This window comes from Mesotoga sp. H07.pep.5.3, from assembly GCF_002752615.1.
Classification (GTDB): Bacteria; Thermotogota; Thermotogae; order Petrotogales; family Kosmotogaceae; genus Mesotoga; species Mesotoga prima.
Window position 1 is genome coordinate 1 of the sequence record NZ_AYTV01000010.1, and the last position, 25728, is coordinate 25728.

24 protein-coding genes and 1 pseudogene are annotated in these 25728 nt (G+C 45.5%); 15 read left to right on the forward strand and 10 right to left on the reverse strand.

What is annotated here, in order from left to right; all coding sequences use genetic code 11:
• Positions 1-245 (forward strand): annotated as a pseudogene (locus V513_RS13950) (group II intron reverse transcriptase/maturase); the annotation flags it as partial.
• A gap of 560 nt (positions 246-805) precedes the next feature.
• Here V513_RS13950 and V513_RS03515 read toward each other — a convergent pair.
• Positions 806-1243: a putative toxin-antitoxin system toxin component, PIN family gene (locus V513_RS03515; protein ID WP_099771738.1), complete on the reverse strand. Its 438-nt coding sequence runs from the start codon at positions 1241-1243 to the stop codon at positions 806-808.
• A 9-nt stretch (positions 1244-1252) separates the two neighbouring features.
• Positions 1253-1525 carry an AbrB/MazE/SpoVT family DNA-binding domain-containing protein gene (locus V513_RS03520; protein WP_099771739.1) on the reverse strand — a complete coding sequence of 91 codons (273 nt, stop codon included), beginning with the start codon at positions 1523-1525 and terminating at the stop codon, positions 1253-1255.
• A 276-nt stretch (positions 1526-1801) separates the two neighbouring features.
• Here V513_RS03520 and V513_RS03525 point away from each other — a divergent pair, with 276 nt between their 5' ends.
• The 3 genes from V513_RS03525 (at position 1802) to V513_RS03540 (ending at position 4397) form a co-directional block, all read left to right on the forward strand.
• Positions 1802-2086: a DUF6922 domain-containing protein gene (locus V513_RS03525; protein WP_099771740.1), complete on the forward strand. Its 285-nt coding sequence runs from the start codon at positions 1802-1804 to the stop codon at positions 2084-2086.
• Positions 2050-2694 carry a nucleotidyl transferase AbiEii/AbiGii toxin family protein gene (locus V513_RS03530; protein WP_099771741.1) on the forward strand — a complete coding sequence of 215 codons (645 nt, stop codon included), beginning with the start codon at positions 2050-2052 and terminating at the stop codon, positions 2692-2694. The genes V513_RS03525 and V513_RS03530 overlap by 37 nt, the downstream gene beginning before the upstream one ends.
• Before the next feature lie 1298 nt (positions 2695-3992).
• On the forward strand, positions 3993-4397 hold the full coding sequence (locus V513_RS03540; protein ID WP_099771742.1) for a hypothetical protein: 405 nt from the start codon (positions 3993-3995) through the stop codon (positions 4395-4397).
• A 1212-nt stretch (positions 4398-5609) separates the two neighbouring features.
• Here V513_RS03540 and V513_RS03550 read toward each other — a convergent pair.
• Entirely contained in the window at positions 5610-6626 is a 1017-nt protein-coding gene (locus tag V513_RS03550; RefSeq protein ID WP_099771744.1) for an SDR family oxidoreductase, read from the reverse strand.
• The gene (locus V513_RS03555; protein WP_099771745.1) at positions 6623-7108 is read right to left on the reverse strand and encodes a MarR family winged helix-turn-helix transcriptional regulator; all 486 of its coding nucleotides are present in this window, start codon (positions 7106-7108) and stop codon (positions 6623-6625) included. The genes V513_RS03550 and V513_RS03555 overlap by 4 nt, the downstream gene beginning before the upstream one ends.
• 121 nt (positions 7109-7229) lie before the next feature.
• Between V513_RS03555 and V513_RS03560 the strand changes: the two genes are divergently transcribed.
• The gene (locus V513_RS03560) at positions 7230-9320 is read left to right on the forward strand and encodes an efflux RND transporter permease subunit (protein WP_099771746.1); all 2091 of its coding nucleotides are present in this window, start codon (positions 7230-7232) and stop codon (positions 9318-9320) included.
• Positions 9321-10036: 716 nt separating this feature from the next.
• Here V513_RS03560 and V513_RS14140 read toward each other — a convergent pair.
• Positions 10037-10519 (reverse strand): toxin-antitoxin system TumE family protein, encoded by a 483-nt coding sequence (locus tag V513_RS14140; protein ID WP_306556635.1) that lies wholly within the window; start codon positions 10517-10519, stop codon positions 10037-10039.
• Positions 10404-10667 (reverse strand): hypothetical protein, encoded by a 264-nt coding sequence (locus V513_RS03570; RefSeq protein ID WP_099771748.1) that lies wholly within the window; start codon positions 10665-10667, stop codon positions 10404-10406. Before V513_RS03570 ends, V513_RS14140 begins: the two co-directional genes overlap by 116 nt.
• A 1174-nt stretch (positions 10668-11841) precedes the next feature.
• Between V513_RS03570 and V513_RS03575 the strand changes: the two genes are divergently transcribed.
• Positions 11842-14037: a hypothetical protein gene (locus tag V513_RS03575; RefSeq protein ID WP_099771749.1), complete on the forward strand. Its 2196-nt coding sequence runs from the start codon at positions 11842-11844 to the stop codon at positions 14035-14037.
• Positions 14038-14240: 203 nt separating this feature from the next.
• On the opposite strand, the gene V513_RS03580 is transcribed toward V513_RS03575, so the two are convergent.
• Positions 14241-15071, reverse strand: coding sequence for a serine O-acetyltransferase (locus tag V513_RS03580; RefSeq protein ID WP_099771750.1), 831 nt, complete (start codon positions 15069-15071; stop codon positions 14241-14243).
• A gap of 257 nt (positions 15072-15328) precedes the next feature.
• Here V513_RS03580 and V513_RS03585 point away from each other — a divergent pair, with 257 nt between their 5' ends.
• The 5 genes from V513_RS03585 to V513_RS03610 all read left to right on the forward strand — a co-directional run bounded on the left by V513_RS03585 (position 15329) and on the right by V513_RS03610 (position 20168).
• The gene (locus V513_RS03585) at positions 15329-15883 is read left to right on the forward strand and encodes a hypothetical protein (protein WP_099771751.1); all 555 of its coding nucleotides are present in this window, start codon (positions 15329-15331) and stop codon (positions 15881-15883) included.
• 580 nt (positions 15884-16463) lie between these two features.
• Positions 16464-17057, forward strand: a complete 594-nt coding sequence (locus V513_RS03590) for a hypothetical protein (protein ID WP_099771752.1) — start codon at positions 16464-16466, stop codon at positions 17055-17057.
• A gap of 20 nt (positions 17058-17077) precedes the next feature.
• Positions 17078-17431: a VOC family protein gene (locus tag V513_RS03595; protein WP_099771753.1), complete on the forward strand. Its 354-nt coding sequence runs from the start codon at positions 17078-17080 to the stop codon at positions 17429-17431.
• Positions 17432-17811: 380 nt separating this feature from the next.
• Positions 17812-18087 carry a hypothetical protein gene (locus tag V513_RS03600; RefSeq protein ID WP_099771754.1) on the forward strand — a complete coding sequence of 92 codons (276 nt, stop codon included), beginning with the start codon at positions 17812-17814 and terminating at the stop codon, positions 18085-18087.
• Positions 18088-19409: 1322 nt separating this feature from the next.
• Positions 19410-20168, forward strand: coding sequence for a type IV toxin-antitoxin system AbiEi family antitoxin domain-containing protein (locus V513_RS03610; RefSeq protein ID WP_099771756.1), 759 nt, complete (start codon positions 19410-19412; stop codon positions 20166-20168).
• Between the two features lie 623 nt (positions 20169-20791).
• On the opposite strand, the gene V513_RS03615 is transcribed toward V513_RS03610, so the two are convergent.
• Positions 20792-21190 (reverse strand): putative toxin-antitoxin system toxin component, PIN family, encoded by a 399-nt coding sequence (locus tag V513_RS03615; protein WP_099771757.1) that lies wholly within the window; start codon positions 21188-21190, stop codon positions 20792-20794.
• Complete coding sequence (locus V513_RS03620) at positions 21187-21471, reverse strand: type II toxin-antitoxin system Phd/YefM family antitoxin (RefSeq protein ID WP_257211927.1); 285 nt, start codon at positions 21469-21471, stop codon at positions 21187-21189. The genes V513_RS03615 and V513_RS03620 overlap by 4 nt, the downstream gene beginning before the upstream one ends.
• A gap of 408 nt (positions 21472-21879) precedes the next feature.
• Here V513_RS03620 and V513_RS03625 point away from each other — a divergent pair, with 408 nt between their 5' ends.
• Both V513_RS03625 and V513_RS03630 read left to right on the forward strand, forming a co-directional pair.
• Entirely contained in the window at positions 21880-22125 is a 246-nt protein-coding gene (locus V513_RS03625; protein ID WP_099771759.1) for a hypothetical protein, read from the forward strand.
• Positions 22118-22525 carry a type II toxin-antitoxin system VapC family toxin gene (locus tag V513_RS03630; protein WP_099771760.1) on the forward strand — a complete coding sequence of 136 codons (408 nt, stop codon included), beginning with the start codon at positions 22118-22120 and terminating at the stop codon, positions 22523-22525. The genes V513_RS03625 and V513_RS03630 overlap by 8 nt, the downstream gene beginning before the upstream one ends.
• Before the next feature lie 707 nt (positions 22526-23232).
• On the opposite strand, the gene V513_RS13845 is transcribed toward V513_RS03630, so the two are convergent.
• A complete protein-coding gene (locus tag V513_RS13845) occupies positions 23233-23388 on the reverse strand; it encodes a hypothetical protein (RefSeq protein WP_180274828.1) in 156 nt (51 codons plus the stop codon).
• 214 nt (positions 23389-23602) lie between these two features.
• Between V513_RS13845 and V513_RS03635 the strand changes: the two genes are divergently transcribed.
• On the forward strand, positions 23603-24406 hold the full coding sequence (locus V513_RS03635) for a type IV toxin-antitoxin system AbiEi family antitoxin domain-containing protein (protein ID WP_099771761.1): 804 nt from the start codon (positions 23603-23605) through the stop codon (positions 24404-24406).
• On the forward strand, positions 24403-25368 hold the full coding sequence (locus V513_RS03640) for a nucleotidyl transferase AbiEii/AbiGii toxin family protein (protein WP_099771762.1): 966 nt from the start codon (positions 24403-24405) through the stop codon (positions 25366-25368). Before V513_RS03635 ends, V513_RS03640 begins: the two co-directional genes overlap by 4 nt.
• Positions 25369-25728: the final 360 nt, after the last annotated feature.

Here is a 25728-nt window from a genome sequence, read left to right on the forward strand (position 1 = left end):
GCTGGATAAGGAGAAGGCTAAGAGCCATCATACTACACCAGTGGAAGACAACTAAGAAACTGAACAGAGTTCTCAGAAGGACCGGATGGAAAGAGAAAGTCAATATGAGAATGAACAAATGGCGATCTTCTCACTCAAAAGCAGCCAATTACGCCATCCCCAACAGGTTCTTTGAAGAGATGAACCTAGTCGATATGACAAAATACCATCATCCCCTGTCGAAATTTCCGATACTTGATCCATGAGCCGTGTACGCGACCCGTACGCACGGTTCTGTGAGAGGACGAGGGGCTCCGCCCCTCTCCTACTCGATGTTTTGATCTTTCAGCGCACAGCGGGTTCTTGTTCCTAAGCGTCCGTCGGCTTTTTGATGGGAGATTCCGTACAGGAGCACTGCGGAATGACAGTTGGAGAGTCTTGAACAGGTCGTTTTCAGGGCAGGCTCTACGGGATGACAATTTCAGATGATTGTGCAGTTCTCTTGTAGGGGCGAACGGCCGTTCGCCCGAAAAAGGTCCTGGTTGGAATCTCTGCCTTTTACGCGAAAAAAAGACATACTATAGGAGTCGGTCAGTCCCTATTTTCGCTCGCAGCGTTCAGCGCTTCTTTTATCGGGATCCCGTTTTGATCCTCTCGGAGGACGGTGGACCGTTGACGGACAATGTTGTCTTCACGGCAATCAGCCTTACTTAACAAGCGCATCTTGTAGTAATCAATGGGAGACTATTTTGAACCGCAGAATCTTGAGACTGATTGTCTCATTCTTTCTGTATGAATGACTAAAATTGTTGTGCCTGCCCTGTGGTTAGGAATCATTTTGAAAGGGCGCGAATGTTCTAAGAAATCCCGCAGGCGTAACTATTGCAGTTCCTTCGAACTTCTCGACATCAAGCAGGTGATGATCTCCAGATACAATGTATTTTGCGCCTGCCTGAACCGCGCATGAGATGAACTTGGTATCATCCGGGTCTTCGATAGCGATTGCAATATCTTCAGGTGAGTCAACTACTATCGAGCTATTCCTCAAGTAAGATACTAACCTGTTTAACTCATCTTCATTGATTCCGGTGATGCGTAACATTTTACCACGCGACAGGACATTAATAAGCTCCTGAAGAGTCTCTTCAGAAAAAACTAAATCAAAAGCGCCCTCTCTCCAGAGATCAAGGATTTTTGCAGGAGAACCCTTGCTAGATATGATCGCAGATATTAGAACATTGGTGTCAAGTACGACTCTTTCCATTCCTTTGACTCACTTATCTCTTCTTGACTCCTCTAATGCTTCGCGGATTTCTTCTTCAATTTCTTTTTCAGTCAAAGACTCGGTATTGGTTCTCACTCTCTGAACTAACCGAAAAAAATCTGACTTTGCCCTCTCCTTGTTAATCACTGCAACAGGCGTAAGAACTATTCTTCCTTCTTCCACTTCAACCTGTACATAGTCGCCTTCCTTTAATCCAAGAGAGTCGAATATCTGTTTTGGTATCGTGACCTGTCTACTTCTTCCCGCTTTAACTAATTCCATATAATCACCCTTCATAATATTACTGTATTAGTATTATTATATCATCTGACAGTTGTACAGCGAAAACGTGACCCTAGGAACTAGTTAGCCCCTGCGTTTATCTTTCAATGACTAGCAATGAAAGAGAATAGAAATGCTGAAACAGGTTCAAAAGACAAAGCGACGCTGTTCTGATCTTATCGATCGACATTTCCATGCTTTTGCACAGGTAACGCAGTTCAAGTAAGAATCAAGGTTTGTAAGACTTCAAATGATAGAATTGTTATGGTGAAGTATATGGCTCTGAAGCTAAGGACCACGTGTTTCTGGGATGTGGATATCATGAAAATGGACAAGGAGAAGGACAAGTTCTTCATTATCTCGAGGATTCTGGAATATGGGACGATGGAGGATGTTGTAAGTCTTCTTTCTGAATATGATTCGGAAGAGATTGTTGAGGTTGTCAAGAGAACCAGGATAATCGGGAGGGCGACCGCCAATTTCTGGGGCCTTGTTCTAAATATTCCTAGATCGGAGATAACTAGATGCTTAGAACCAGAAGACTTTCATCTCAGACGGTAAATCTTCTCGATACTCTTCAAAATAAACTGCCGGATTTTTACCTTGCAGGCGATACAGCTCTGGCTATGTACTATGAACACCGTGTGAGTTTCGATCTGGATTTCTTCTCAGCTGAGTCTTACAGGCCTGAAGTGCTTCTCGAGTATTTGAAGCAGTTTGGTGTTTCAGTGGAGAATGTGAGGCTTCAGACAGGTACCCTTGAAGCTGAGATTGAGGGTGTCCGTACAAGCTTTTTTGAATACCATTATGCGTTGGTTGAACCTTTGGACAAGTATAGGTCTCTGGATGTGGCTTCGGTAATCGATATCGCCGCCATGAAGCTTACCGCTATCGCAGCAAGAGCAGAGAAGAAGGATTATTTCGATCTCGCGGAAATCCTGAAGAGAGAGCACTCGAAGAAAGTTCTTCAAGCTTTTGTCAAGAAGTATGGTAGAGAAGTTGATCTTTACCATATAATAAGGGCTGTAACTTTTTTCGATTATGTGGAGAACTCGCCCGATCCATTTGGAACAGCCTTCACCTGGAAAGAAGTGAAAGAATTCCTGGAAGCGAAAAACATAGAGCTATTCGATGTAGCGAAGAGCTTAGTTAGGCTGGATCAAGATTAAACATTTACTTAGCCTGAGCTTTGTTTCTCGCATTCAACGATCAGTTCTTTGTTTCAGAACCAGGACCTTGCTCCTAGCTCAATAACGGCAGATCCAAGTACCATTTTGCTAATTGCAGGACGCAAGGTATAAAAAAAGTTTAGCTATTTCTTACATAGGCTGCGATTCGCTCCGTGGAGTCAAACATCTTTCTCGGGACTCCATATTTACATTGTGTTAACACACTTATGACCCTACAATTCTCAGCAGAAGTGGAACGGCTTGATTCTTACGCTGTTATGCTTTGACAGGAAGTGAGGCTGCTTCGCAGGAAGTGATGCCCGGAGAAACATCCGGGGAAGTGATGCGCCGAAGATCATCGGCGGAAGTGATGCTGCTTTGCAGTAAGCCTATCAGGTAAACAGTAAAACGTCCACCGTCCTCCGATAAGAACGAAAAGCCGGATCTTGGATTTAGAAAGAGCGAGATCCCGTGCAGAACCCCTGAACAGAGACCCCAAACACGAGCACTTTGGGGTAGGCTAATCGGGGCAGGCTCTACGAGATGACAATTTCAGATGATTGTGGAGTTCTCTTGTAGGGGCGAACGGCCGTTCGCCCGAAAAAGGTCCTGGTTGGAATTTCTGCCTTTTACGCGAAAAAAAGACATACTATAGGATCCGGTCAGTCCCTATTTTTGCTGTTGTCCTCTCGTGTGCGAAGCGAACATCTCAAATTCGATCTTTCTCGGCTGTTCAAGGTCTTCAGCGTACAGCAGTTCTTTGGGCGAGATCGCGCACAGGAGCACTACGGGATGACAAAGTGAGTTGATTCGGGGCAGGCTTTCCCTTCACGTCATCCTGACAATGCTCCTGGTCAGGATCTCTGCCCCTCGCGAAAAAGGGACGTAAGGAGAATCGTCAATCCCTGTTTCCACACTCGTCTCTATACAGCATACCGATTTATCGGATCTACCTTTTATCGAAGTTGCAGGAGCTTCACGTGCTCCGATTGTTACCGGGAACGCAAAACATTTTCCCAAGGATTTGGTGAGAGTGATTAGTCCGGCAGTATTAGTAAAGACTATTCATAAAAAGATTAGAAGCAGAAAGAGTATTATCAGTCTGTCATAATAACCCCCATTCGGAGTACTATAGTAACGTCAAGTTCTGAAAGCGCGGTTTTCGATCCGTTTGTTTCTGAGAAACGCATAGAGATTCTAGATGCGCAAGCTCGTTTATGAATTCAGTTTGTTGTCCTTTGAGTCACTTTGATTCTTATCCAAGTTGTATCATTACTCTTTCTAGCGAGGTGTCGATTATGAAACGCGTGGCTTTTATGCTCCTTATAGCGATTGCAGTTGTCATTTTGCTCAGCGGGTGCCCATCCGTTGCGAAAACCAGAAGTCTTGTAGGCACATGGAATCTTTCAGTAATCAAAAGTGAATCAGAAACCTTCACGGCCTTCATGCAGATTACCACCCACGAGAAGGGCAATCTCTCCGGCTATCTGGGGAACCACGAGGGCTATGGTAATTATGGCACAATCTCCGGCACGACTTCTAAGGACAACATCAGCTTTCTCTATTCAAGCTCACAGGGGGGAGAAACGATTCAATTCACAGGAAAATTCGATTCAGTTGGGATGACCGGTAGCGCGACTGTTTATATTAACGCCAGTTACAAGTCGGGACCTCATGACTGGACGGCCCAGAGAACGGAATAGCGAAAAGAGCCTTTCTTCGAGCCTACGTGTCTAGATTCTTGGTTAGTTAAGGAGCGGAAGAGTCGTCCTTGGTCCTTCCCAGGATTATGAACCCGTCCTTCAGAAGAGCAAGAAGTGGAGAGAGCTAGACGGACAACGCGCGAAAAGCGGGAAAGACCATAGGAACATTTGGGTGCCAGTCTGCTAACGCAGGCCAGTCAGGCTCCGCCTGGCCAGTCTCGCCTTCGGCGAGGCCAGTTTCGACTACGCAGGGCAAAAAGAGACGCTCGTATAAGAGACGCTGAAGGCTGTACGCTGGAAAACAAAGTATCGGGTTAGAAGAGCGCGTTAGGTAATACGGGTAACTAGAGGCGGGTCATCAGAACAGGGTTTTGAAGAGAAGGATGCTGAAACAAGTTCAGCATGACGCGAAGGGCAGGGTATCGAGTGTAGGGTATCGGGTGTCGAGAAGAAAAAACTCACCGTTTAGGTATTTTCACGTGTCAATGCAGAGACAGTCATCCAGGTAGCGCCTTCAGGAGGTCCCACACATTGTCATCCCGAACTTGTTTCGGGATCCGTTCTTCAAACGCATCTACGATGATGAATCCGTGAATTTGAAAAGTTAGTGAGCAAAGAACAAGATGCTGAAACAAGTTCAGACACGAAGAGCAGGGTAACGAGTGTAGGGTCTAGGGTTTCTTGAAAGGAAACGGTTTGCTCTTCAAATGTTATGGAGCAATAATGCAAAGGCCATCGTCCGGTGTAGGCTATTGGAACCCTCTCTCATTGTCATCCCGAACTTGTTTCGGGATCTTGGTGTTGATCTTATCCATGGACGCGTCCATGATCTTGGACGGGCGAAGGACCAAGGACGGCTCTTCACAGCGGTCAGCGTCTTCTAGCAAGCGTTCAGCGGTTCTTAGAACGGGATGCTGAAACAAGTTCAGCATGACTGAATGCGGCGTTTCCGAGATAACCACACATTGTCATCCCGAACTTGTTTCGGGATCCCGTTTTGATCCTCTCGAAGGACGGGTCCATGATCTTGGACGGGCGATGAAGGACGGCTTTTTCCAGCGTTCAGCGGTTCTTAGAACGGGATGCTGAAACATGTTCAGACGTGATTTGATGTTGTTAACTGGCGCGAATAATAGTAAGAAGCTTCTCTTTTCAGAATAAGTTCTCGTGCATTCTGTCGTAATCAAATTACTGTTGCCAGATGGAAAGGGTTTACATCGGACGGTGAGAGTCTAGCTTTGACTGCAGTTTGATCGTGCCGTATCCGGATAGCCATTCGACGGCGTCCCTCAGGGATTCCGAGACCCTCCTTGGATTGTGGCCCAATACTTTAGAGGCTTTTTCGTGAGAATACTTGTAGTTCCTGGTGAGTGTATGGACCGTATACGGAGTGAAACTGGCCTTCGTTTTTGAGATCATGTAATAGAGTGTACTAAAGGCCGAAAGCAAATAGGCGCTAGTGCTTTTCAAGAAGGTGCCGATTCTCTTTTTGCCTGTTATCTGGTGGAGTATGTCCGTAAGCTCCTGTATCGAGACGCTCTCTCCGCCGATAATGTAGACTTCGCCTGGCTTTGCCTTCGCGGAGGCCTCAATTTCAGAATGGACCACATCACGGACATCGACGAAATCGAAGGATCCGTCGACGCCAACTCTAAGCCTTCCGGAGGCGAAGAGCCTTATCATGTTGCCCATCTCTGAAAGCTTGTAATCGAATGGGCCTGTGATTCCTGTCGGGCAGAGTACAACGGCGTTCAGGCCTTCTCTGGCGGCCGTCAATACATTGAGCACGGCTTCTGCCTTGGATTTACCGTAGACGCCGCTAGTACGCGCTGGGTTGAATGGGACGTTTTCATCTATCACGCTACCCGGTTCAAGCTCAGTAAAGGCATGTATCGAGCTTGTGTAGATCATCCTTTCGACTTTCTGCTTCCTGCATGCGCGGATTACGTTTTCTGTGCCGCCAACGTTAACGCTCAGAACGCGCTTTTTATCGGTAGGCATAATGGATATGAGCGCTGCCAAATGATAGACCGTGTCAATTCCTTCGCAGGCTTCTATCACAAAGTCTCTGTCTCGAATATCGCCTCGGAGGATCGTTACACCCTCCAGCTCTATCATAGAGGTATCTTCTCCAGGGAGAGCAACGGCCCTTACGCTTTCACCTCTGCTGACAAGCTCTCTGACGAGAACGTTACCAACGTGTCCGGTGGAACCGGTTACCAGTATCATGACTTATCAGGTTTGCCTCCTTCATCGGAACTGACTAGTTCTTCGTCTATAACAATCCGGGTTATTCTTTCAAATCCGTCAGTGATTATCGCAAGGTCTTCGGCACCGACTTTTCTTATAAACGTTGAGATCAGTCTGGAGAAGTTCGTTAAAAAGCTTTCAAAGAAAGCCTTACCGCGTTCAGTAAGTGTAATCATGATGACCCTTCTGTCTTCTTCTGAACGGATACGGGCGAGATAGCCTTTGCTCTCCATATCGTCAACGAGGAAGGTGACATTGCTCTTTGTCATTGAAAATTCCTTTGCAAGTGAGGACATGCTCTGGGGCCCCTTGAGTGCAACGAACAAAAGAATGTAGAGCTCTATTGTCTTCATCTCTTCGGCCTCAACGTTTAAGGAAAAGAACTTCGTGAAGTTCCTTACCAGGTCGAACACCGCTTCCAGTATCTTGTCCGGGCCTAACTCTTTGGTTCTTACAGTCATTCCACACCTCCAACGAGATAATTATAACAGTTTAACTTCTGAACTATCAACATCTTTTACTGTACATATACATTACTTTCCAAGAAATCGTAGTAAAATTCTTTAAAGGGGGCAATCCACTATGATTAATCGAAGGATCTCTATCTTTATAATAGCCTTGTTTGCCGTCGTTACGGTAGTGATGGGGCTCTTCATTCTTAGAGTTGAAATAAACGTTTCCAGCGAATTTCTTCTTCCAGAAAAGTCTCCCTCTAGAGAAAACATGAGAATGATGGAGGATCTATTCGGGAGTGAAAAGCAGATTATTATTGTAGTTGAGACGGATGGTCTTTTCGAGGAAGAGAACTCACTCAGGATTTACGATTTCCTCCAGAAGCTCTCTACGATAGAGGGAGTAGTCAGTTACAACTCTTATCAGGATGCGGCGAACGTTAGTTTGATCGGCGGGACGAATGTCGAGCCATATTTTGAGAACGGGGTTGCGAAGGAGAACGCTCGCGAGATACTGCAAAACCCGCTCTATCTCGACAACCTACTTGACGAGAACGGTGAAGTCGCACTGATTCCTATAAACGTAACTGAGAATGCAGATGTGAAAGCGATCCTGGAAGTTGCCGCTGAATCATTTGAGGGAATGGAGTTCTACGTCAGCGGCGAACCTATTATCGATGAAGAACTTTATGGTTCCATATTATCGCTTCTGGTAGTATATCCCCCCATTCTCTTCGGATTAATCTGCTTCATCTACTTCCTGAGACTCGGAAGTGTACGGGCGGCAATCATTCCTTCGATTCTTTCAATTATCGCGGCTATTTGGACCTACGGCTTTGGCGTGATGATAGGTTTGAATATAAACATTCTGACTTCAACTGCGGGCCTTTTCATAATTATAATCTCATCGTCTTATGGGCTGCACTTCATAGATAGGTACATCACAAACAGGCGATTTCTCGAAAGGAGCGCTGCGCTTAAGCGGACCGTACGCGAGGAACTGATACCAGTTTTTCTCTCGGCGCTTACAACGGCCGTAGGTTTTCTTACATTCTTAGTTAGCAGCTTAGAAGCCTTCCGGCAACTGGGCATAATGGTCTCTCTCGGGATAATGGTGAGTTCGGCGCTCGTACTCATAGCGCTTCCCGCCGTGCTCGTTTTCGTCGATCTGCCTGCGGTAAAAAGAAAGTTAAGGTTTAGGGCTCCAACACGAGAAGTCGCAAAGAACATCGACACAGTGGTGCTCGTAGTAATACTCGTCTTTGCAGTCGTCTCGCCTTTTCTTATTTCGAAAATCGAGCGGAACTTCGACCAGTACGATTATTTCAAGAAGAGCTCGTCGATCGTCAAATCTGCCGAAACGATAAGAGAGGAGTTCGGCTGGAACATGCCCTTTTACGTTATCCTAAATAAGAACGGCCTCTATACGGGGCCCGATGCTTCGGTCTTGTCTAAGCTCATCGCAGAAATAAACGAGCTCGAAGAGGTCACGGGAGTTTCATCTATAATGGATGTTTCAAGCGCTTTCGGCATTCCACTTCCGATACTTCAGATAGCGGCTCGTAACGGCGATCTGCCCGTCGAGCAATATATGGTCGGGAATTCAATACGGCTGCTGGTTAAGACTCCCAATACCGATGCGGTTAACTCTCAGCGTTTAGAAAACGACCTCAAAGAAATACTGGAGGACTATCCACAGTATTCTCCATACGTAGCATCGCCGCTGTTAATCATATCCGGTGTGAACAACGAGATACTTGGCAGTCAGGTCACCACAATTATCTGGGCCTTAGTAGTCATCACTCTGCTGCTTATTGTCGTTTTCAGGTCTTTCAAGCTGGCACTTGTGTCGGTTCTTCCGATAGCCCTGTCGGTATTCTTTAACTTCTCTTATATGTCGATACTGGGCATAAAGCTGGAAATCTCTACAGCAATCGTTGCTGGAGTACTTCTGGGAATGACAATAGATTACGCAATCCATCTGATCAACAGATTCATGGACACCAAAGACATCTACAGGGCGAGAGAGGAAGTCAGACCAGCGATACTCTCAAACACGATAGCTCTGGCTGTGGGATTCGCCTCGCTCCTCTTTGCACCGTTGAGACTCTTCTCTGGGCTCGGACTGCTGCTTGCGATCGGAATGATTACCGGAGCCATAGTAACTCTCACGCTAATACCAAAAATCGTCAGTAAATGGAAGATGTCCACTCATTCATAACTCGCTTATAAAGAGATAGAAAAGTCTGTCCGTGCCTTTGACAGAGGCCTGTCATCCCGTAGTTCTTCTGTACGGGATCTCCCATCAAAGACCCGCTTTTCGCTGAACGCTAATCGCTGTAAGCGAAAATAGGGACTGACCGGATCGTGTGGTCTGTCCCTTTTTCGCGAGGGATAGGGATCCTGACCAGGAGCATTGTCAGGATGACGTTTAAGGGTGCCATCCCGTGATTCCCCCTTGCTGTCATCCCGTAATGCTCCTGTACGGGATCTCGCCCAAACAACTACTGTACGCTGAAGACCTTGAACAGCCGAGAAAGATCGAATTTGAGATGTTCGCTGCGCTCACGAGAGGACAACAGCAAAAATAGAGACTGACCGACTCCTATAGTATGTCTTTTTTTCGCGTAAAAGGCAGAGATTCCAACCAGGACCTTTTTCGGGCGAACGGCCGTTCGCCCCTACAAGAGAACTGCACAATCATCTGAAATTGTCATCCCGTAGAGCCTGCCCTGATTAGCCTACCCCAAAGTGCTCGTGTTTGGGGTCTCGTGTTCAGGGTCATTCCGTAATTTCCCCATGCTGTCATCCCGTAATGCTCCTGTACGGGATCTTGGACTTAAAGATTGACAAACGTTTAAGAGCTGGTTGAACGCTTACAAGGAGACGCTGGCTGCTGGGAAAAACCGTCTGCTTGAAGGTTGTTCTCAAGGTTTTTTAGCGAAGTTTTCGAATTTCGTGAAGGATGATTTCTGGTGTTAGTTCTTCTTTGCTTATCAGCAAGCTCTCGATCCACCGTAATATCTTCACAGGATCAGAGCATTCGGAAGGATAAACATCTTGGTTAACGTGAACGTGATGCGGGTATGTTGTGATACTTTTGTGATGCGGAGAGTTATCCCAACGCATCTCGATGCGAGTGTCTACAATCCAATGGAAAGAATACTTCCGCTGCGTAGAACTCACAAATTCCCTAATGTGAACCTTTGAAGAGTCCTTGAACAGAATTTCCAGCTTGATGTATGCAAATTCCTTACCGGTTTTGAAGTCGTGAACTTTGAAATCCTTGACGAGCGAAGACTTTTCAACGAACTTCAATATCTTCTGCATTGATCCTCTCCAGCATTGAACGTACTTCCAGAAGAGCAGAATTGCATGCTTCCCATTCAACCAAGTCATCCCACATTTCATAGTTCTCATCTGAATCGGTGACAAGGCTTCTAAACTCTTCGAGAGAACAATCGTACTTTCGTTCTAGTCTTACTGACTGTTCCTGCAGAAGATTCATCTGATACAACAGATCTAACTTCTTGAAGGCAAGCAATTCCTCCTTTGAAACAATAATCATGCGTCTCCCTCCTTTCATCATTGATGAAAGTGTCTACCAGATTATAGCATCGTCGCTTTCAAAGATTTCTACAGAAGCGCGAACGCTTTCTTTCTAGACTCGGTTATTTACATTGCAGTGATGTGGTCCTTCGTTCAGTTGGGGGCAGGTTTACCGTCATCGGTTCTCCGTTCACCGAGAAGAGCATAACAGCACGAGAAAAGCGGTTCCAGCGCTGCGTATTCAGGTTACAGGAAAAACCAAGATCAGAAGGTTGAGGCGGGAGATTTACGCGAGGGACAAGACGTTCGCTGCGCTCACGAGAAGATGAGAGCGAAAATAGGGACTGCCCGACTCCTATAGTATGTCTTTTTTTCGCGTAAAAGGCAGAGATTCCAACCAGGACCTTTTTCGGGCGAACGGCCGTTCGCCCCTACAAGAGAACTCCACAATCATCTGAAATTGTCATCCCGTAGAGCCTGCCCTGATTAGCCTACCCCAAAGTGCTCGTGTTTGGGGTCTCGTGTTCAGGGTCATCCCGTAATTCCCCCATATTGTCATCCCGTAATGCTCCTGTACGGGATCTCGCCCAAAGAAATGCTGTACGCTGAAGACCTTGAACAGGCGAGAAAGATCGAATTTGAGAGTTCGCTGCGCTCACGAGAGAAGAGAGAGAGAAGAAACCAGTAAGATTGGTGATGAAACTTACCCCGCCACATTTATCTCTTTGATCTCACTTTGACTAACCAAGAACAGATCCTTTTTCTGCTCCGAAACAAAGAACAATGTTTCTTCTCTAAGACGCTGCTTTCGTCTCGAAGGACGGAGGACCGGTGACTGCGGACCTTTTTTGACTGAATGAAAAACTACATTACCGTAATGTAAATAATGGAGTCTGTCCCTAAAGGTCTAAAGGAAAAGGTCTCTAAAGGTCTATGTGTCTCTAAAGGTCTCATTCCTCCCAGTATGAGCATATTAACTACAGCTCAATTTAGTGATCTCCAGTTGTTAGAAAAAGGCTTTCCTATACATGGAAAAACTCTGCTTAACAGTGAACTTTGTTTTATCAGGGCTGGGATAGATCAATTCATCCAGCGATTTGTTTTTTTCACATTTCTTCATCTCTTTGCATAACGCTGGAAAACATACGATGTATTAATTTATATTGTTCTACTACACATGCTAGAGGTGGTATATGGATAGAGAGACAGTAAAAGTGACCCTCCTGGCCGAGGCACTGGAGATGAGCAGGAATTCGTATGTTGAATATCGTACTCTCGAAGGGCTTGAGTCATTCTTTGACAGAAGCACAGCAATACAGCTTGCGAAGGGACTTAAGGATGGATTCTCTCTTGAAATGCCCCTAGAAGAGATAATGAGCAACGGATTCTTCAGGGGTTATCTTGCCGGTCTTATGCTTTCAGACAAGAGTACTTCACATGTTGTCAAGGAGCAGATAGCCAAGATCCTTCTCGAAGATCTTCTGCGCACGCTGAATGAGGCAGAGGAGACTTCACCCGGTCAAGAAGAGAGTTTTCAATCAGAAAGAGACTTGAAGAAGAGATTCTATTCCCTATTCGAAGAGAAGGAGCGCGAAGAATCTGGAGGACTTGTAAGAGAGAATCTCTCGCTTTTCAGACATTTCATGAATAGTAAGCATTATATTCCTATTTTCCTTTGGGGTAATGAATTGACGACTTTCATTTGCGAAAGCTTAGATTCGGAGCAGTTCGAGGGCTCCCTAAAGGAAGACTTGAGAAAGATTGTTCCTTCTGTGCTGGCATCATACTCGATGCCCGATACTATGGGTTCGTCAGTAGGACTTCGATTGCCGTCGGTAGAGAGTTATTTGAGCTCGCAGTTCCCGATTCTGGCTATCATAAGGAATCGAAAACTGAATCTGGATCAGGTGACTGAGTTCATCAAGAGCCTGTCTCACATTATATTTGGGGATATCATGTTGGCGCCGGTTAGCATGGCAGCAGGTGGAAAGACGGAAGAGAAAGCAAGGGCAAAACTGATTATCAATAAGATGTTTGCTTCGATGAGTGATTCTGAACTCGGGATTTTGTTGAATTCCTCCAGCTACGAGTCGAGAGACGGTTTTCTTTACGAAGTTGTCGTGTGCAATGATTTCAGCAAACTTTTCGATAGACTGAAGAATATTTTGAAAGGGATAGAAAAGAAGGCTTCCCTGTTTTCCAATATGGCTATTGCGAGCGCTCTCCTGGACAAGGATGAGGCAATTGATTGTGTGGTAGAGTATGTCGCATATCTGAAGACGCTGGAGCCAACAATCGCAGTTGTACGATCGGGACTCTTGTTATGCATGAAATACGACTTAGAAGACGAGGAGCTCTTCAGGAAGAAGTTTTCTGAGATAACAGATGAGAAACCAGATCCGCCTTTGATCCGATCTCTTCTTCGGGATTCATTCGGTGATCTTGATGTGATCTATGAAAATATGGCAGACGAGTATTCTTATAGAACGGCGATTGACGGTGTAATTTCGAACTTGAAATCGATTAAGGAACCTAATTTCATTTCGTTCGAGAAGACCGGCAGTCTTGAGTATTCACGAGTACCGATGTATACGCTGATAAACTCAGTGATAAGTCAGAACGATATCGATCATGCATTCGATACCTTGGTAGCTTACTGCAAGAAGTACCGGTTCAACTTCGAGTTCATGAATACACTTCTCTTCCTTTCCACAGGAGAAACTGACGAACCGAAAAAGCTCCTTCACGCTGTGGGCGAGCTCGCTTTGAAAGTCCTTCACGATATCGTTGAAAAGGATAAATGGGCATCACTTATAGAGAACGAAGAGAGTCCATCCAACACAGAACTCCTGCAAGTCATCGAACATTATGTGGATAGCTTGATCGACCGGAAGGATTACAGGGAAGCACTGAGGGTTATCGAAGAAGTCTTTCCCCTTGTCGGCCCGGATGATTACGGCTACCTCCTGGCGAGCAAATTACTTGTGTGCTGGAGACTAAATATGTTCGATGAATTGGCCAAAACAATGGAGTCTAATAACCACACTGGCCATCCGAAGGCTCTTGCAGTATTGGCGCTGAAGAACTATGCCTACAGGGAGCTAGACAGAGCGGAACAAATTCTTCTGAACATTCTTCGCCAATGCCCTGACTTCATCAAGTACCTGCTGGAGGAAGAAGAAAACGATAAGAAGGGCTTCGAGAAAGCAGAAAGAGGCAACTTCAGGAGTCAGAAAAGAGTCGATTCGCTGACTCTTGCAGAAGAGTTCAGAGGGGATTGGCTCAACCTGAGGGGCGGAAAGGAATGGCTGAAGAGAGTGCAGAAGGTTTTTGATGAAGTGAGGGACGGCAGTAATCTGCCGAAGAACTTTGACTCTTCAAGCTGGTAATGAATTAAAATACTGGAGTTCTCGAAAGTGCCATCCAAAAAGAAGGAAGCGATGAGCAAATCTCATTGCCCGCCGCAGCCGGAACTGGGCTCAGCTGAAAGCTGAGACTGGCCGTACGCAGTGCGACTTGCCACCGAAGGTGACTGGCTTGTCATTATTGTTACGTTAACGCAATGCAAATAATGGAGTCCGCAGAAGAGGCATCATGGATTGCTGTAGATTTTTTCTCCCGGCTTGAGCGAATGGACGAGCCAGACGTTTCCTCCTATCACGCAGTTGTCTCCCACAACGGTGTTTCCGCCAAGTACAGTCGCTCCCGCGTATATCACGACATGGTTACCGATGTCTGGATGACGTTTGATTCCCTTGATCGGATTTCCATTTTCATCGAGTTCGAAGCTTTTCGCACCAAGCGTTACACCCTGATATATCTTGACATGGTGACCTATTGTACAGGTTTCGCCAATGACCACTCCAGTCCCGTGGTCAATAAAAAAATAATTCCCGATTGCTGCACCCGGATGAATGTCTATTCCAGTCTTCTGATGAGCATACTCAGTCATTATCCTGGGGATCAGCGGAACGTCCAGTTTGTAAAGAATGTGTGCTAGTCTATAAGTGCTGATCGCCTCGTAGGCGGGATAAGCAATCATGATTTCTTCCACCGATTTGGCGGCGGGGTCCCCTTCGTATGCGGCCCGCACGTCTGTGACTAGAGTCAAGGCAACGGAGGGTAGTTCGGCCAAAAACTCCTTCACAACTTGCCCCGCTCCTTCTTCTTCCAATTCAGGTCGTATTTCCATAATCATTTCCCTTAGTGTATTCAAACCCTCCGATAGTAGTTCTTCCCCGCCAACGGTTTGGGTATGTGAAAGCTGTGGGCAAAATGTTTTGCGAATAAGATGAATGAGCTCTATCGTCTTCAGTTTGATGTGGCCAAGTGAGTAGGACTTTGAAGAACAATGAGTCTTGGCGATTTGTTCATATGCTCTTGCTACTCGTTGTGAGATTTCATCGGTGAAACTATCATTCATATACATCTTCTCTCCCAAAAAGAAAATTCTGTTGATTTCTTTCAGTATAGACGAGAAAGCATGAGATTGCTCAACGAGTTTTGATCAATTAATGTCATTCTGAAACCTCGGTAGTCGATCGCGCCGAGGAAAGTCATCTTCAAAGGCTACCAAAGTTGGCCTAACATAAGGGTACGGTATTTATGGTTACTCGAGCGCACATGGGGTATAAAATATGAGTCGAGAAGCGAAGAATTGTTCATGGAGGATGAGGTTATATGAGAAGATTGCTCACGGTATGTTTCCTGGCACTGTCAATTGGATTGTTCGCAAGATTTGAGATTCCGCTACCGGTTTTTTCCATGCCCCAAAGTGATTCTAAGAACGGAATTGTTGAAGTCTTGACGGATTTTTCTGAAGAGAATATGAATCTCGAGATAACTGTAGTCTTTACCGATGAGGATTACCCGTGTCCAGTTATCAATTTCCTTTATGATATCTACCGCTATTTCAAATATGGCCGTATTGAGGATATTGAGACTTTCTACATCAGGTTCGATTCGGATGGGAAGATAATTGCTCTAGATTTCCCGGGTGTTTTTGCAGCTGATCACGCCTTTGATGATACGAAGAATCTACACGGGTCTGCGGTCCTGATGCCAGAGGTAATAACATTTGTGGATGGAAGGCCCCTGATCTTCATCAATACTTGGAATCACATGCTCGGAGTAATCCCGTCTTTTGACAGAGCTAATGAGATGTTGCTGTTAGACTATCCCGTCACTGAAGGTACCAGGTCGGACGCGGAACACAAGTATTCATGGCGCCATTAGTGGTCTTGTTTAGGTTTAGGGGTTTTGCTCTCTAAGCTGAGTGAATTACCGTTGCTTTCATTGTTCTTGAAATGTTTCAAGATCAGCTGGACGATCGAAGTGCATTCTAAATTCTTTCTTTTGTCGACATAGCTTTGCGAACAAGGATAAGTAGGCAGCGTCCAAGGGACCGCCCGATTATAATCCTTTAAGTCAGCTTGAATGGCAGCTTCTTGATCTGAATTTCTGTTTGTAGAATAGAAATCGATGAAGTCAAACTGTCAGAAGTACTGCAAGCCAGATCTTGCTTCCCTAGCGCTTCGAATAATCATTCAGCTGTTTTTAAGTCACAATACCTCTCTAAGTCGCTGTCACTCCTATAAAGGAAAGGGATTAGGAAACCTGTGATGTCCGAACACTGCTTGGTTGCAGTGAGTCAAATGGTTTGCAAGAGGTTCTTTTTCGGCTCACTGTGCATTTTGCACTCCCCACTTAACTTCGTTTTGATGCCTGACTAGATTTATAATTATTCATTTGGAAGAATAACAAAAGGGTTATTGAATAATTAGAAAGTCCAGTTCACCCGATGGAGATGAAGAACTTGCAAAAGGCTACCTCTACGGAAAAGAGAAACGAACTCGATGAACTACGCAATCTAGTCGGAAGTTATTCCGAGAACGCGGATGATAATCATGTGCATCTCAACCTAAGGGGACCGGATCTTGCTGGCGATGACGCGGAAAGAGCAATAGATGTGCTTGAAGAGAAAACCAAATATCTGCCTTTGAAAGGTAATTTAACTGTGATGGTCGACTGTGATTGCGGTGATCTGCTCGATTCCTCGAAAAAGATAAAAGACTCCATAAGAAAGCAGCTGATTCCTTTGCTTTACTACGTTGATCTTGATCTGAGGAGGCTTTCCAGAGTTAGCGTTGTCCTGATGATATTCGGTGTTCTTGCTATGGGGACGGCTTCTCTGCTCTCCGAGCTTTCTTTCAATGCCTATGCGCTTCACGAAATACTCGTCATTGCGAGCTGGGTCTTCATATGGGCATCCGTCGAGACTTTCTTCTTCGACAGGAGAAGGCTGAAAAACAAAAAACACCGTCTTCAACGCATCTACTTTGCAGACTACGTGATAACTGATTGCCAAAGAGAAAATGACTCTCACAAATACGCTGCAAAGCATTTCTGAATAATTGGAGGGGAATTAAGATGGCAAAGAAAATGCCGGTTGTGTACTGGGAAATCAATGCAGTAGATGGTGAATCACTTTCCGAGTTCTATGAGGAAGTCTTTGATTGGGAAACGGAAGTTAGCGACACGGGATTTCATTCTTTCAAGAGTGGAGATCCCAAAGGTATAAACGGTGGCATATTCACCGGAAAAGGTGTACTTCCGACTCATAGGGCATTGTACATTGAAGTTGAAGATATTAATGAGATCATAAAGCGGGTTCAGGACCACGGCCAGGAGATACTTCAAGGCCCTTTCAAATCTGACAACACTATTCTTGCCTTTTTCACCGATCCCGAAGGGCACATGATCGGATTGATTCAAAGGGAGTGATGCTCTCTGGAGCAAAGCCCCCTCTTGGTTACGCTCAACGTCTTGACAACATCAGATAAGAGCGAGAGAGAGAAAGAACGGTTCTTCCGCGCTACTATCGCAAGTTCTTCCCAAAGAGCGAAGATAATAGTTCCGGTGCTTGCACTAAGTTCTTCGTTCCTACACATCGTGTCCAGGTTCTTGGTAAAAAAAATGTAAGAGATCAGACGTAAAAGGTTTGAAGAGCGTGCAAATCTTCTCTTCTATCCTCCTTCTTGGCACCTCTGACCAGAATCGTGCCTCCAAAAATCTCTAAGCAATCTCTAAGCGGCTTTTAAGCGGGCTCCAAGAAACGGGCCGTAGACTGAGTATGTACCAAAAATCATATGGAGGTGTAAGAGATGAAAAAGATAGTGTTAATTACGATAGCGGTTCTTCTGATCGGTGGAATGACATTGGCAGTAGGCTATGGAACGAAGACGATGCAGAGAGTTCAAAATCCCACAACCTGTGAGAACTTTGTGGATGCAGACGGCGACGGAATAAATGACAACTGCCCGAATGACGGTGTAAGAGAACTGAAGAATGCCCAGGATGGAACAGGCTACAGGCACGGCGCCTCTGGCGAAAAGGGACCAGGACTCGGCAGAGGATTCGGAAAATCAGCACAGCTCTAAAAGATAAAACCCCTACTCAATCAGGTCAAGGGCCCGAAAGGGCCCTTGTTCTTATAATGATGAAATCAGAATAACAGCCTTCCAAACCCAATCACTCGTCAGTTTCTCTTGTTCTGTCATCCCCTAATGCCCCTGTACGGGATCCCACGCTTTCCTTGAATACAGGCCTAGATCCTGGCCAGAAGCGCTAGGATGACCGCCTAAGGGTATTGCGAATACATCATTTTTTGTCATGCTGAACTTGTTTCAGCATCCCGTTCTAAGAACCGCTGACGCTGATAGGACCCGTCCTTCGTCGTCCGTCCAAGATCATGGACCCGTCCTTGGATAAGATTAACACCAAGATCCCGAAACGAGTTCGGGATGACATGGAGAGGGACTTCCAAAAAGTCATGACGGGTATGACAGCGTTTGCTAATTCTGAAAACACGATAATTTGTCATTCTGAACTTGATTCAGAATCTCGTTCTAAGACCCGCAGTGCGCTGACAAGATCAAAACCGGATCCCGAAACGAGTTCGGGATGACATGGAGAGGGACTTCCAAAAAGTCGTGAAGGGTATGACAGCGTTTGCTAATTCTAAAAACACGATAATTTGTCATGCTGAACTTGTTTCAGCATCCCGTTCAAAGAAGCGCTATGCGCTGAAGTACGAAAACCCGCTGACCGCTGTAAGCGAAAATAGGGACTGACCGGGTCCTATGGTCTGTCCCTTTTTCGCGAGGGACAGGGATCCTGACCAAGAGCATTGTCAGGATGGCATAAAAGGCTGAAAGAAGATCGCTTTGAGAAGGGGATGGCACTTATCATTGGCCTTGCTAAAAACGCTGGGTTCCTCTTCTTGCAACTTGCATCGCGGAAGTTGCAACGATGTTCCTTCGGGCGAACAGCCGTTCGCCCCTACAAGAAGAATATGATTCTGAATATGATCACACATCAGGAAGATCGGTATGCGGCTCCTCGCATTGTTCCTGGCGCGTAAGCGCCAGCATCACTTCCCGACGCAGTCGGCCTCACTTCCCCGGATGATCCTACGGGCATCACTTCCTCGCGCCAGCGAGCCTCACTTCTGCTCTTGCGATACCCTAGACCCAAAACCCGAGACCCGCTGCTGATTGTCCTCATGCCGCTCTTTCAAAGGACGGCTCCCAACCCTCTTCCCGGATAACGGAGTCCCCTATTCTTATGCGATACATATCATTCTTGCAGGTCCCTGTTCTTTTAAATTGAAAAACAGGAACAATCTGCTAAACTATGAATAGAACTACTTCTTGATCCGATACGTAAAACATAACATATCGGGTAAGGTAGGTGTATTGAAATGAGAATAGACATTCTAGACAAATTAGCCAAAAAGGGTGATGTGTTTACTATAAACGATATAGCTAACGAATTCAATATTCAAAGAAATGTCCTTTGGGTAATGCTTTCTAGGCTGGAGAAAGGAGGCTGGATAAAAAGAATCGAGAGAGGAAAGTATCTGATAATACCTTTGGGAAGAGAAAAGGACAGATATACTGTAAATGAATTCCTTATTGGGTCATTGCTCGTAGACCCATATGCGATAGCGTATTGGTCTGCTTTGAACCATTATGGATTAACTGAACAGATACCAAACACCGTATTCATTCAAACAACTTCAAGAAAGGACATACGGGAAAAGAGAATCTTGGGTGTTAAATACAAGATAGTAAGAATAAAAGAACACAAATTCTTCGGCATAGGAAATACCTGGATCGATTACGATCAAATAAACATAACAGATAAAGAAAAAACAATAGTAGACTGTCTGGACAAACCGCAATACTGTGGTGGCATTGTAGAAGTGGCAAAAGCCATAAAAAGTGGAGAATATGATAAATACCGACTTGTTGAATACACAAAGAAAATCAATAATACAGGTGTCATTCGGAGATTGGGTTATTTGTGTGATTATCTAGATGTAGATATAAACCTACCCGCTATCAACACAAGAAGCTATCTATATCTTGATCCAACAATGACACATGAAGGGCCAAAGGATTCAAAATGGATGCTCATAGTAAATCTGGATGAAAAAATACTGGGAGATTTGGAATGATTAGGCCACAAAAAATATAGGAAACGCGCTCTCCCTTTTCTCTCGGGCTCATTACGAAGGAAAAAGAACGTGGCCGCTTAGCGTGGAAGAATTGCGTTTTCCAGCGTACAGCCTTCAGCGTCTCTTATACATGCGTCTCTTTTTGCCCAGCGTAGCCAGAACTGGCCTCGCCAAAGGCGAGACTGGCCACGCGTAGCGTGACTGGCCTGCATTAGCAGACTGGCTCCCAAATGCCCCTATCGTCTGTCCCATTTTTCCAAGGGACAGGGATCCTGACCAGGAGCATTGACAGGATGACGTGAAGGGAGAGCGTGCCCCAATGAGCGCCTCTTCTGTCATCCCGTGATGGGTCTGCACGGGATCTCTCGCTTCTCGTCCCTTTCTTCGCGCTCCTCAACCAACAACCTTGGCACAGCGTCGAAGAACCGGTCTTTCGCATATTGCTATACCGAACGAAGAGCAAAGCTCCTAACTCCGCAACGAAGAACCACATTACTGGAATGTAATTAATGGAGTTACATTTATCGTTGCAAACGGATCTAAAGCGAGCATTCAGAACTTGAAATTACGATAACGATCTCATTGCCTGTTGAGACGATAGACGTATACTCCTCTTGAAGCTTCTAATCTCTTTTCTGAATAGCGTGCACCAACATTGCGGGACTCATCACTTTCACCAAATCCTCGGGAAAATGTTTTGCTTTCCCGGTAACGATAGGAGCATCGGAGGCGCGCGCAACTTCGACAAAAGGTAAATCACATAAATCAGGAAGTTTTATAGAGAGAGGCTCAGGGCTCACAAAAGAACCTTCCCTGAGAAAGAAGTCCAAGAGCGAGCGTATATCATCGATCGAGAATTGAAACCTGGGCCTCCGCAAAACTCTTTCATATTCATGGATTATTCTTGCATCATAACACGGAACGACGAACCTAGAAAGGATTGCATTCAATACAGCAGCAGGCTTACCGTATGGATTGATGAGCGCAGAGACAAGCACACTCGTGTCAAGGACTATTCTCATCGGTCTTCTTGTCTGCTCTCCGTTATCTCCCTATCAATTTCCTCTGCAGATAGCCTGTTAAGACCTAGCTTCAAAGACAGAAGCCGCATCCGCTCAACTGCGAGCTCCGCCTTTGCCCTCGAAATCGCCTTCATTAAGAAGTCTAGATCCTCGTCAGCTCTTATCATTATTGCTTTGGGCTTGCCATTAACTGTTACGATAACCTCGGATCCCTCATCGAGCGTTTCCCACACTGCTGAGGGATTGCTTCTCAAATCTCGAGTAGCAATATATTTCATCATGACCACCTCGTGTACAAATATATCATACAATTAATCATACACTATAACATTCGGATGCCACTGGTTCCTCTTCCTTCACTTACCTAATATCGTCAGATAGCCCTCCTGGAGCAACAAAGGCCCGCTGAACGTTATGAACAACCGAGAAAGAGCATTGACGAGACGTTCGCCTCGCTCGTGAGAAGGTGAGAGCGAAAATAGGGACTGACCGGGTCCTAAGGTCTGTCCCTTTTTCGCGAGGGGCAGGGATCCTGACCAGGAGCATTGTCAGGATGACGTTTAGCGGTGTCATCCCGTAGTGCTCTTATACGGGATCTCGCTCTTGTCATCCGTCTCGCCCTTTCGATATGAATGCTATGCTCCAAACACGTGTTAAAATAATACCGAGAATTCTTGGGAAGTGATCTTATGAAACCGGCTAGCATCAGGAAGCAAATGATTGACGAGCTTGAGAATATCCCTGAAGACAAGCTTCAACTGCTACTGGAACTAATCAGAAGCAGTAAGTCCGATCTTTCGGATCTTCAGCCAAAGAGAAGATCGATTACCGACTATGCAGGTTCATGGAAAGAGATCGATTCGGATCAATACAACACTATGATCAATGAACTAAGAGACCGAAGAGAAAAGTCAAGAAGGGAGCGCAATGTCTGACTTAGCACTTGTGGATACAGACATACTTTCCATGTTCTTCCGCGGCCATTCTCCGGTAGTATCCAGAATGGAAGAATATACAACAGATCACGAGAAAGTCTATCTGAGCATAATAACGTACTACGAAATACTCAGCGGTTTGAGACACATTGAAGCGACAAGACAAATAGAGCAATTCCTGGAGTTTTGTCTTTTCAATGAAGTACTTCCTATTACGCTTGAATCAGCTTCTATTGCTGCGACTCACTACGCGTATCTTAGAAGACTCGGAACGCCTTTGGATGACATGGATCTTCTCATTGCCGGTATAGCCATAGAAAATGACATGACTTTAGTCACGCACAATATGAAACACTTCAGCAGAATTCCGGGATTGAAGCTGCAAGACTGGATAGAATAACTGAATCCCCGATATTGTTCAGCGACCCTCCCACTTGATGTCCCCCATGTCATTGTAAATAGTTAGCACAGAATATCGTCAGAGAAGCGCTACACGCCTCAAAGAAATGTCCTTCGTCAGCCATCCGAGAGAAAGGGAGTCCTACGTCCGATGGGATCAATCGAGAAAGGACATTGACTAGACGTTCGCTTGGCTCGCGAGAAAGCGAGAGCGAAAATAGGGACTGACCGGCTCCTATGGTCTCATTTTTCGCGTAAATGCAGATATTTTAACCAAGACCTTTTTCGGGCGAACAGCCGTTCGCCCCTACAAAAGAATCGCATAATCGTCTGACATTGTCATCCCGTAGCATTTCGAATAGGGGACTGACGAGCTCCTGACGTCTGTCCACGTCTATTCGAATAATAGAGTCCCTATTTTTAGAAGCGCGCCGGATGACCTGAAGTCAAAGTCCCCTGCCTCGAAAACACGTTCTATTTCCCATATGATACTGATAGCGAAACAAGTTCGTGACGGATCTTGACGCTTTCTACAACGACCTCGGACGACGTGGACCGTCGACGGTCAAGATTATCAATTCTCTTCTTCTCGCGAGCGGAGCGAGAGTCTCATCGTGCTTTTTCTCGATACATTCTCTCTTCTGCCCGCGAAGCGGAACTGGCCTCGCCGAAGGCGAGACTGGCCAGGCGGAGCCTGACTGGCGTGCGTTAGCAGACTGGCTCTATTTTGCCTCCTGGCACGTAAGCGCCAGCATCACTTCCCGACGCAGTCGGCCTCACTTCCCCGGCTGATCCTGCGGGCATCACTTCCTCGCGCCAGCGAGCCTCACTTCTACAAAGGTTCTTCGCCAGCCTTGCGTCCACTGATGTTCCTCAGTGCATTGCGTCCCGGCAAGGCCTTTGCCGGCAATGCGTCCAATGTTCTATAAGGCATCACTTCTGCTCTTGGGAGAGCCTAGACCCCACACCCCAGGCCCAGCTCGTTCCACTTTATCATTGTGCTTGACATGGATCACCTACAAATATAAAATATTTATACTATATGCCACTGGATGTCAAGTAAGGGAGAGGGGACCAAGTGCGATTAGAACTTTTTTTTGAAGAATCACCGGTCTTCACGACTCGTGAACTAAAAGAATTTCTGAAGAAGAATGAAGCGAAGAGTCTTGAGAACTACAGCGTTCTTCTGAATTATCACGTTAAGAGAGGCCGTGTCCTCAAAATCTGTCGTGGCCTCTACGCAGTGGTACCCCTAAACCAGAAGGCAGAACAATTCGCCCCGGATTCATTTCTCATTGCAGCAAAGAGAACAGAGGATGCGATTCTTGCCTATCATACGGCTCAGGAATTCAATGGGAATACCTACTCGCTTTTCAGTACCAGAACATTCTTAACTATGAAGAGTGTGCATCCTTTAGTGTTCAGGGAAATCGAATACATACCGACTCACCCTTCTCAGAAGCTGCTTCGCTCAGACAGCTACTTCCTACTCACGGAACAAGTGGATATAAACGGTATAAACGTTCTTATAACCAGTAGAGAAAGAACATTTGCAGATATGCTCGATAGACCCAATCTATGTGGCGGAATTGAAGAGGTCTGGCGTTCCCTCAAAATGACCGAGTATCTAAACATCGAAAACCTGCTGAAGTATCTGAGAGCGCTTGACAACTCTACCACGAGCGCCAAAGTAGGCTTCTTCTTACAAAGACATCCGAAAATCACAAACAATGACCAGACTCTATTGAGAGAACTGAAAAAAATGATCCCCGTTTCGCTGCATTACTTTGATCGATCACGAGTTGACAGAGCTAGGTTGGTAAAGGAATGGAATCTCGTAATTCCTGAATACATATTGAATGAAAGCTGGGAAGAACAATGAGAATATCCAGGGAGACTCTGTCCAGATTATCCGGTCAGACGGGTTATCGGCAGGAGATTATTGAGAAAGTCTCTCTACTGCTTTCATGGCTTGATCGCGCATCAAATATCGATCGACTTGCAGGAAGTTTCGCCCTAAAGGGGGGAACGGCAATAAGTCTGTTCTTCCTGGAAATTCCAAGATTGTCGGTAGATATAGATATCAACTATATTGGATCACCCACTCGAGAAGAACTCGACCGTGACAGAAACGGTTTTGAGAACATCATAGAATCAGTATGCCTTGAAGAGAGCCTGTCCATAAGAAACAAAAGGGATTCACAAGCGGCCAGCTCTTATTCATTGAGGTACGTAAGCTCCCTATCTTCTGGAGGAAACCTGTCTATTGACATAAACTACATGATGAGGGTTCCACTGTTTGAAATAGAAACAATGGATTCAAGGCAGCTAGGTAGTCAAATAGCTCGCAGAGTTCCATTAGTAAACAAGCTGGAAGTTTTCGCCTCGAAAATCGCGGCCTGCTTTTCGCGAGAAACAAGCAGAGACCTTTATGATGTATATTTGCTTGATAAGCAAATATACACCCTTGATCTTGAAAAACTCCGGCTTGCCTTTACGGTTTTTGGGGGGATGAATCGAAAAAACTGGCTCGAAATAGACGTAAAATCACTTCGAGTAAACAAGAATGACCTGAAAAAACGATTGCTGCCACTTCTAAGAGGCACACTTGACAAAGAAAAACTCGACACTCTTGCCAGTGACATCGAAAGATCTTGCCAGAAAGTAATCTCCTATTTGATGCCTCTGAAAGACAATGAAAGAGAATTCTTAAGAATCCTAAACGAAAAAGGCGAAATCAGACCAGAAATCATTACCGATGACAAAGAACTCGTAGATAGAATCAAGAAGCTGCCTATGCTCAAATGGAAAGCACTGAATGTTAGGCAAACTCTTCAAGGCTGATCAAAGAAGTCTCGTAAACTGCAACGCCCTTGTGCTGTCATCCCGTAGTGCTCCTGTACGGGATCTCATACCCATGAACCGCTAGCGCTGATAAAATCAAAACCTGATCCCGAAACGAGTTCGGGATGACATGGAGAGGGACTTCCAAAAAGTCGTGAAGGGTATGACAGCGTTTGCTAATTCTAAAAACACGATAATTTGTCATGCTGAACTTGTTTCAGCATCCCGTTCCTCCAAAGAGATAACGGAGAAAATTCATTGTCGAGAGTTCGCTTCGCTCACGAGAAGACGAGAGCGAAAATAGGGACTGACGATTCTCCTCACGTCTGTTGTAGATATATAAGCTATGACTTGAATTCT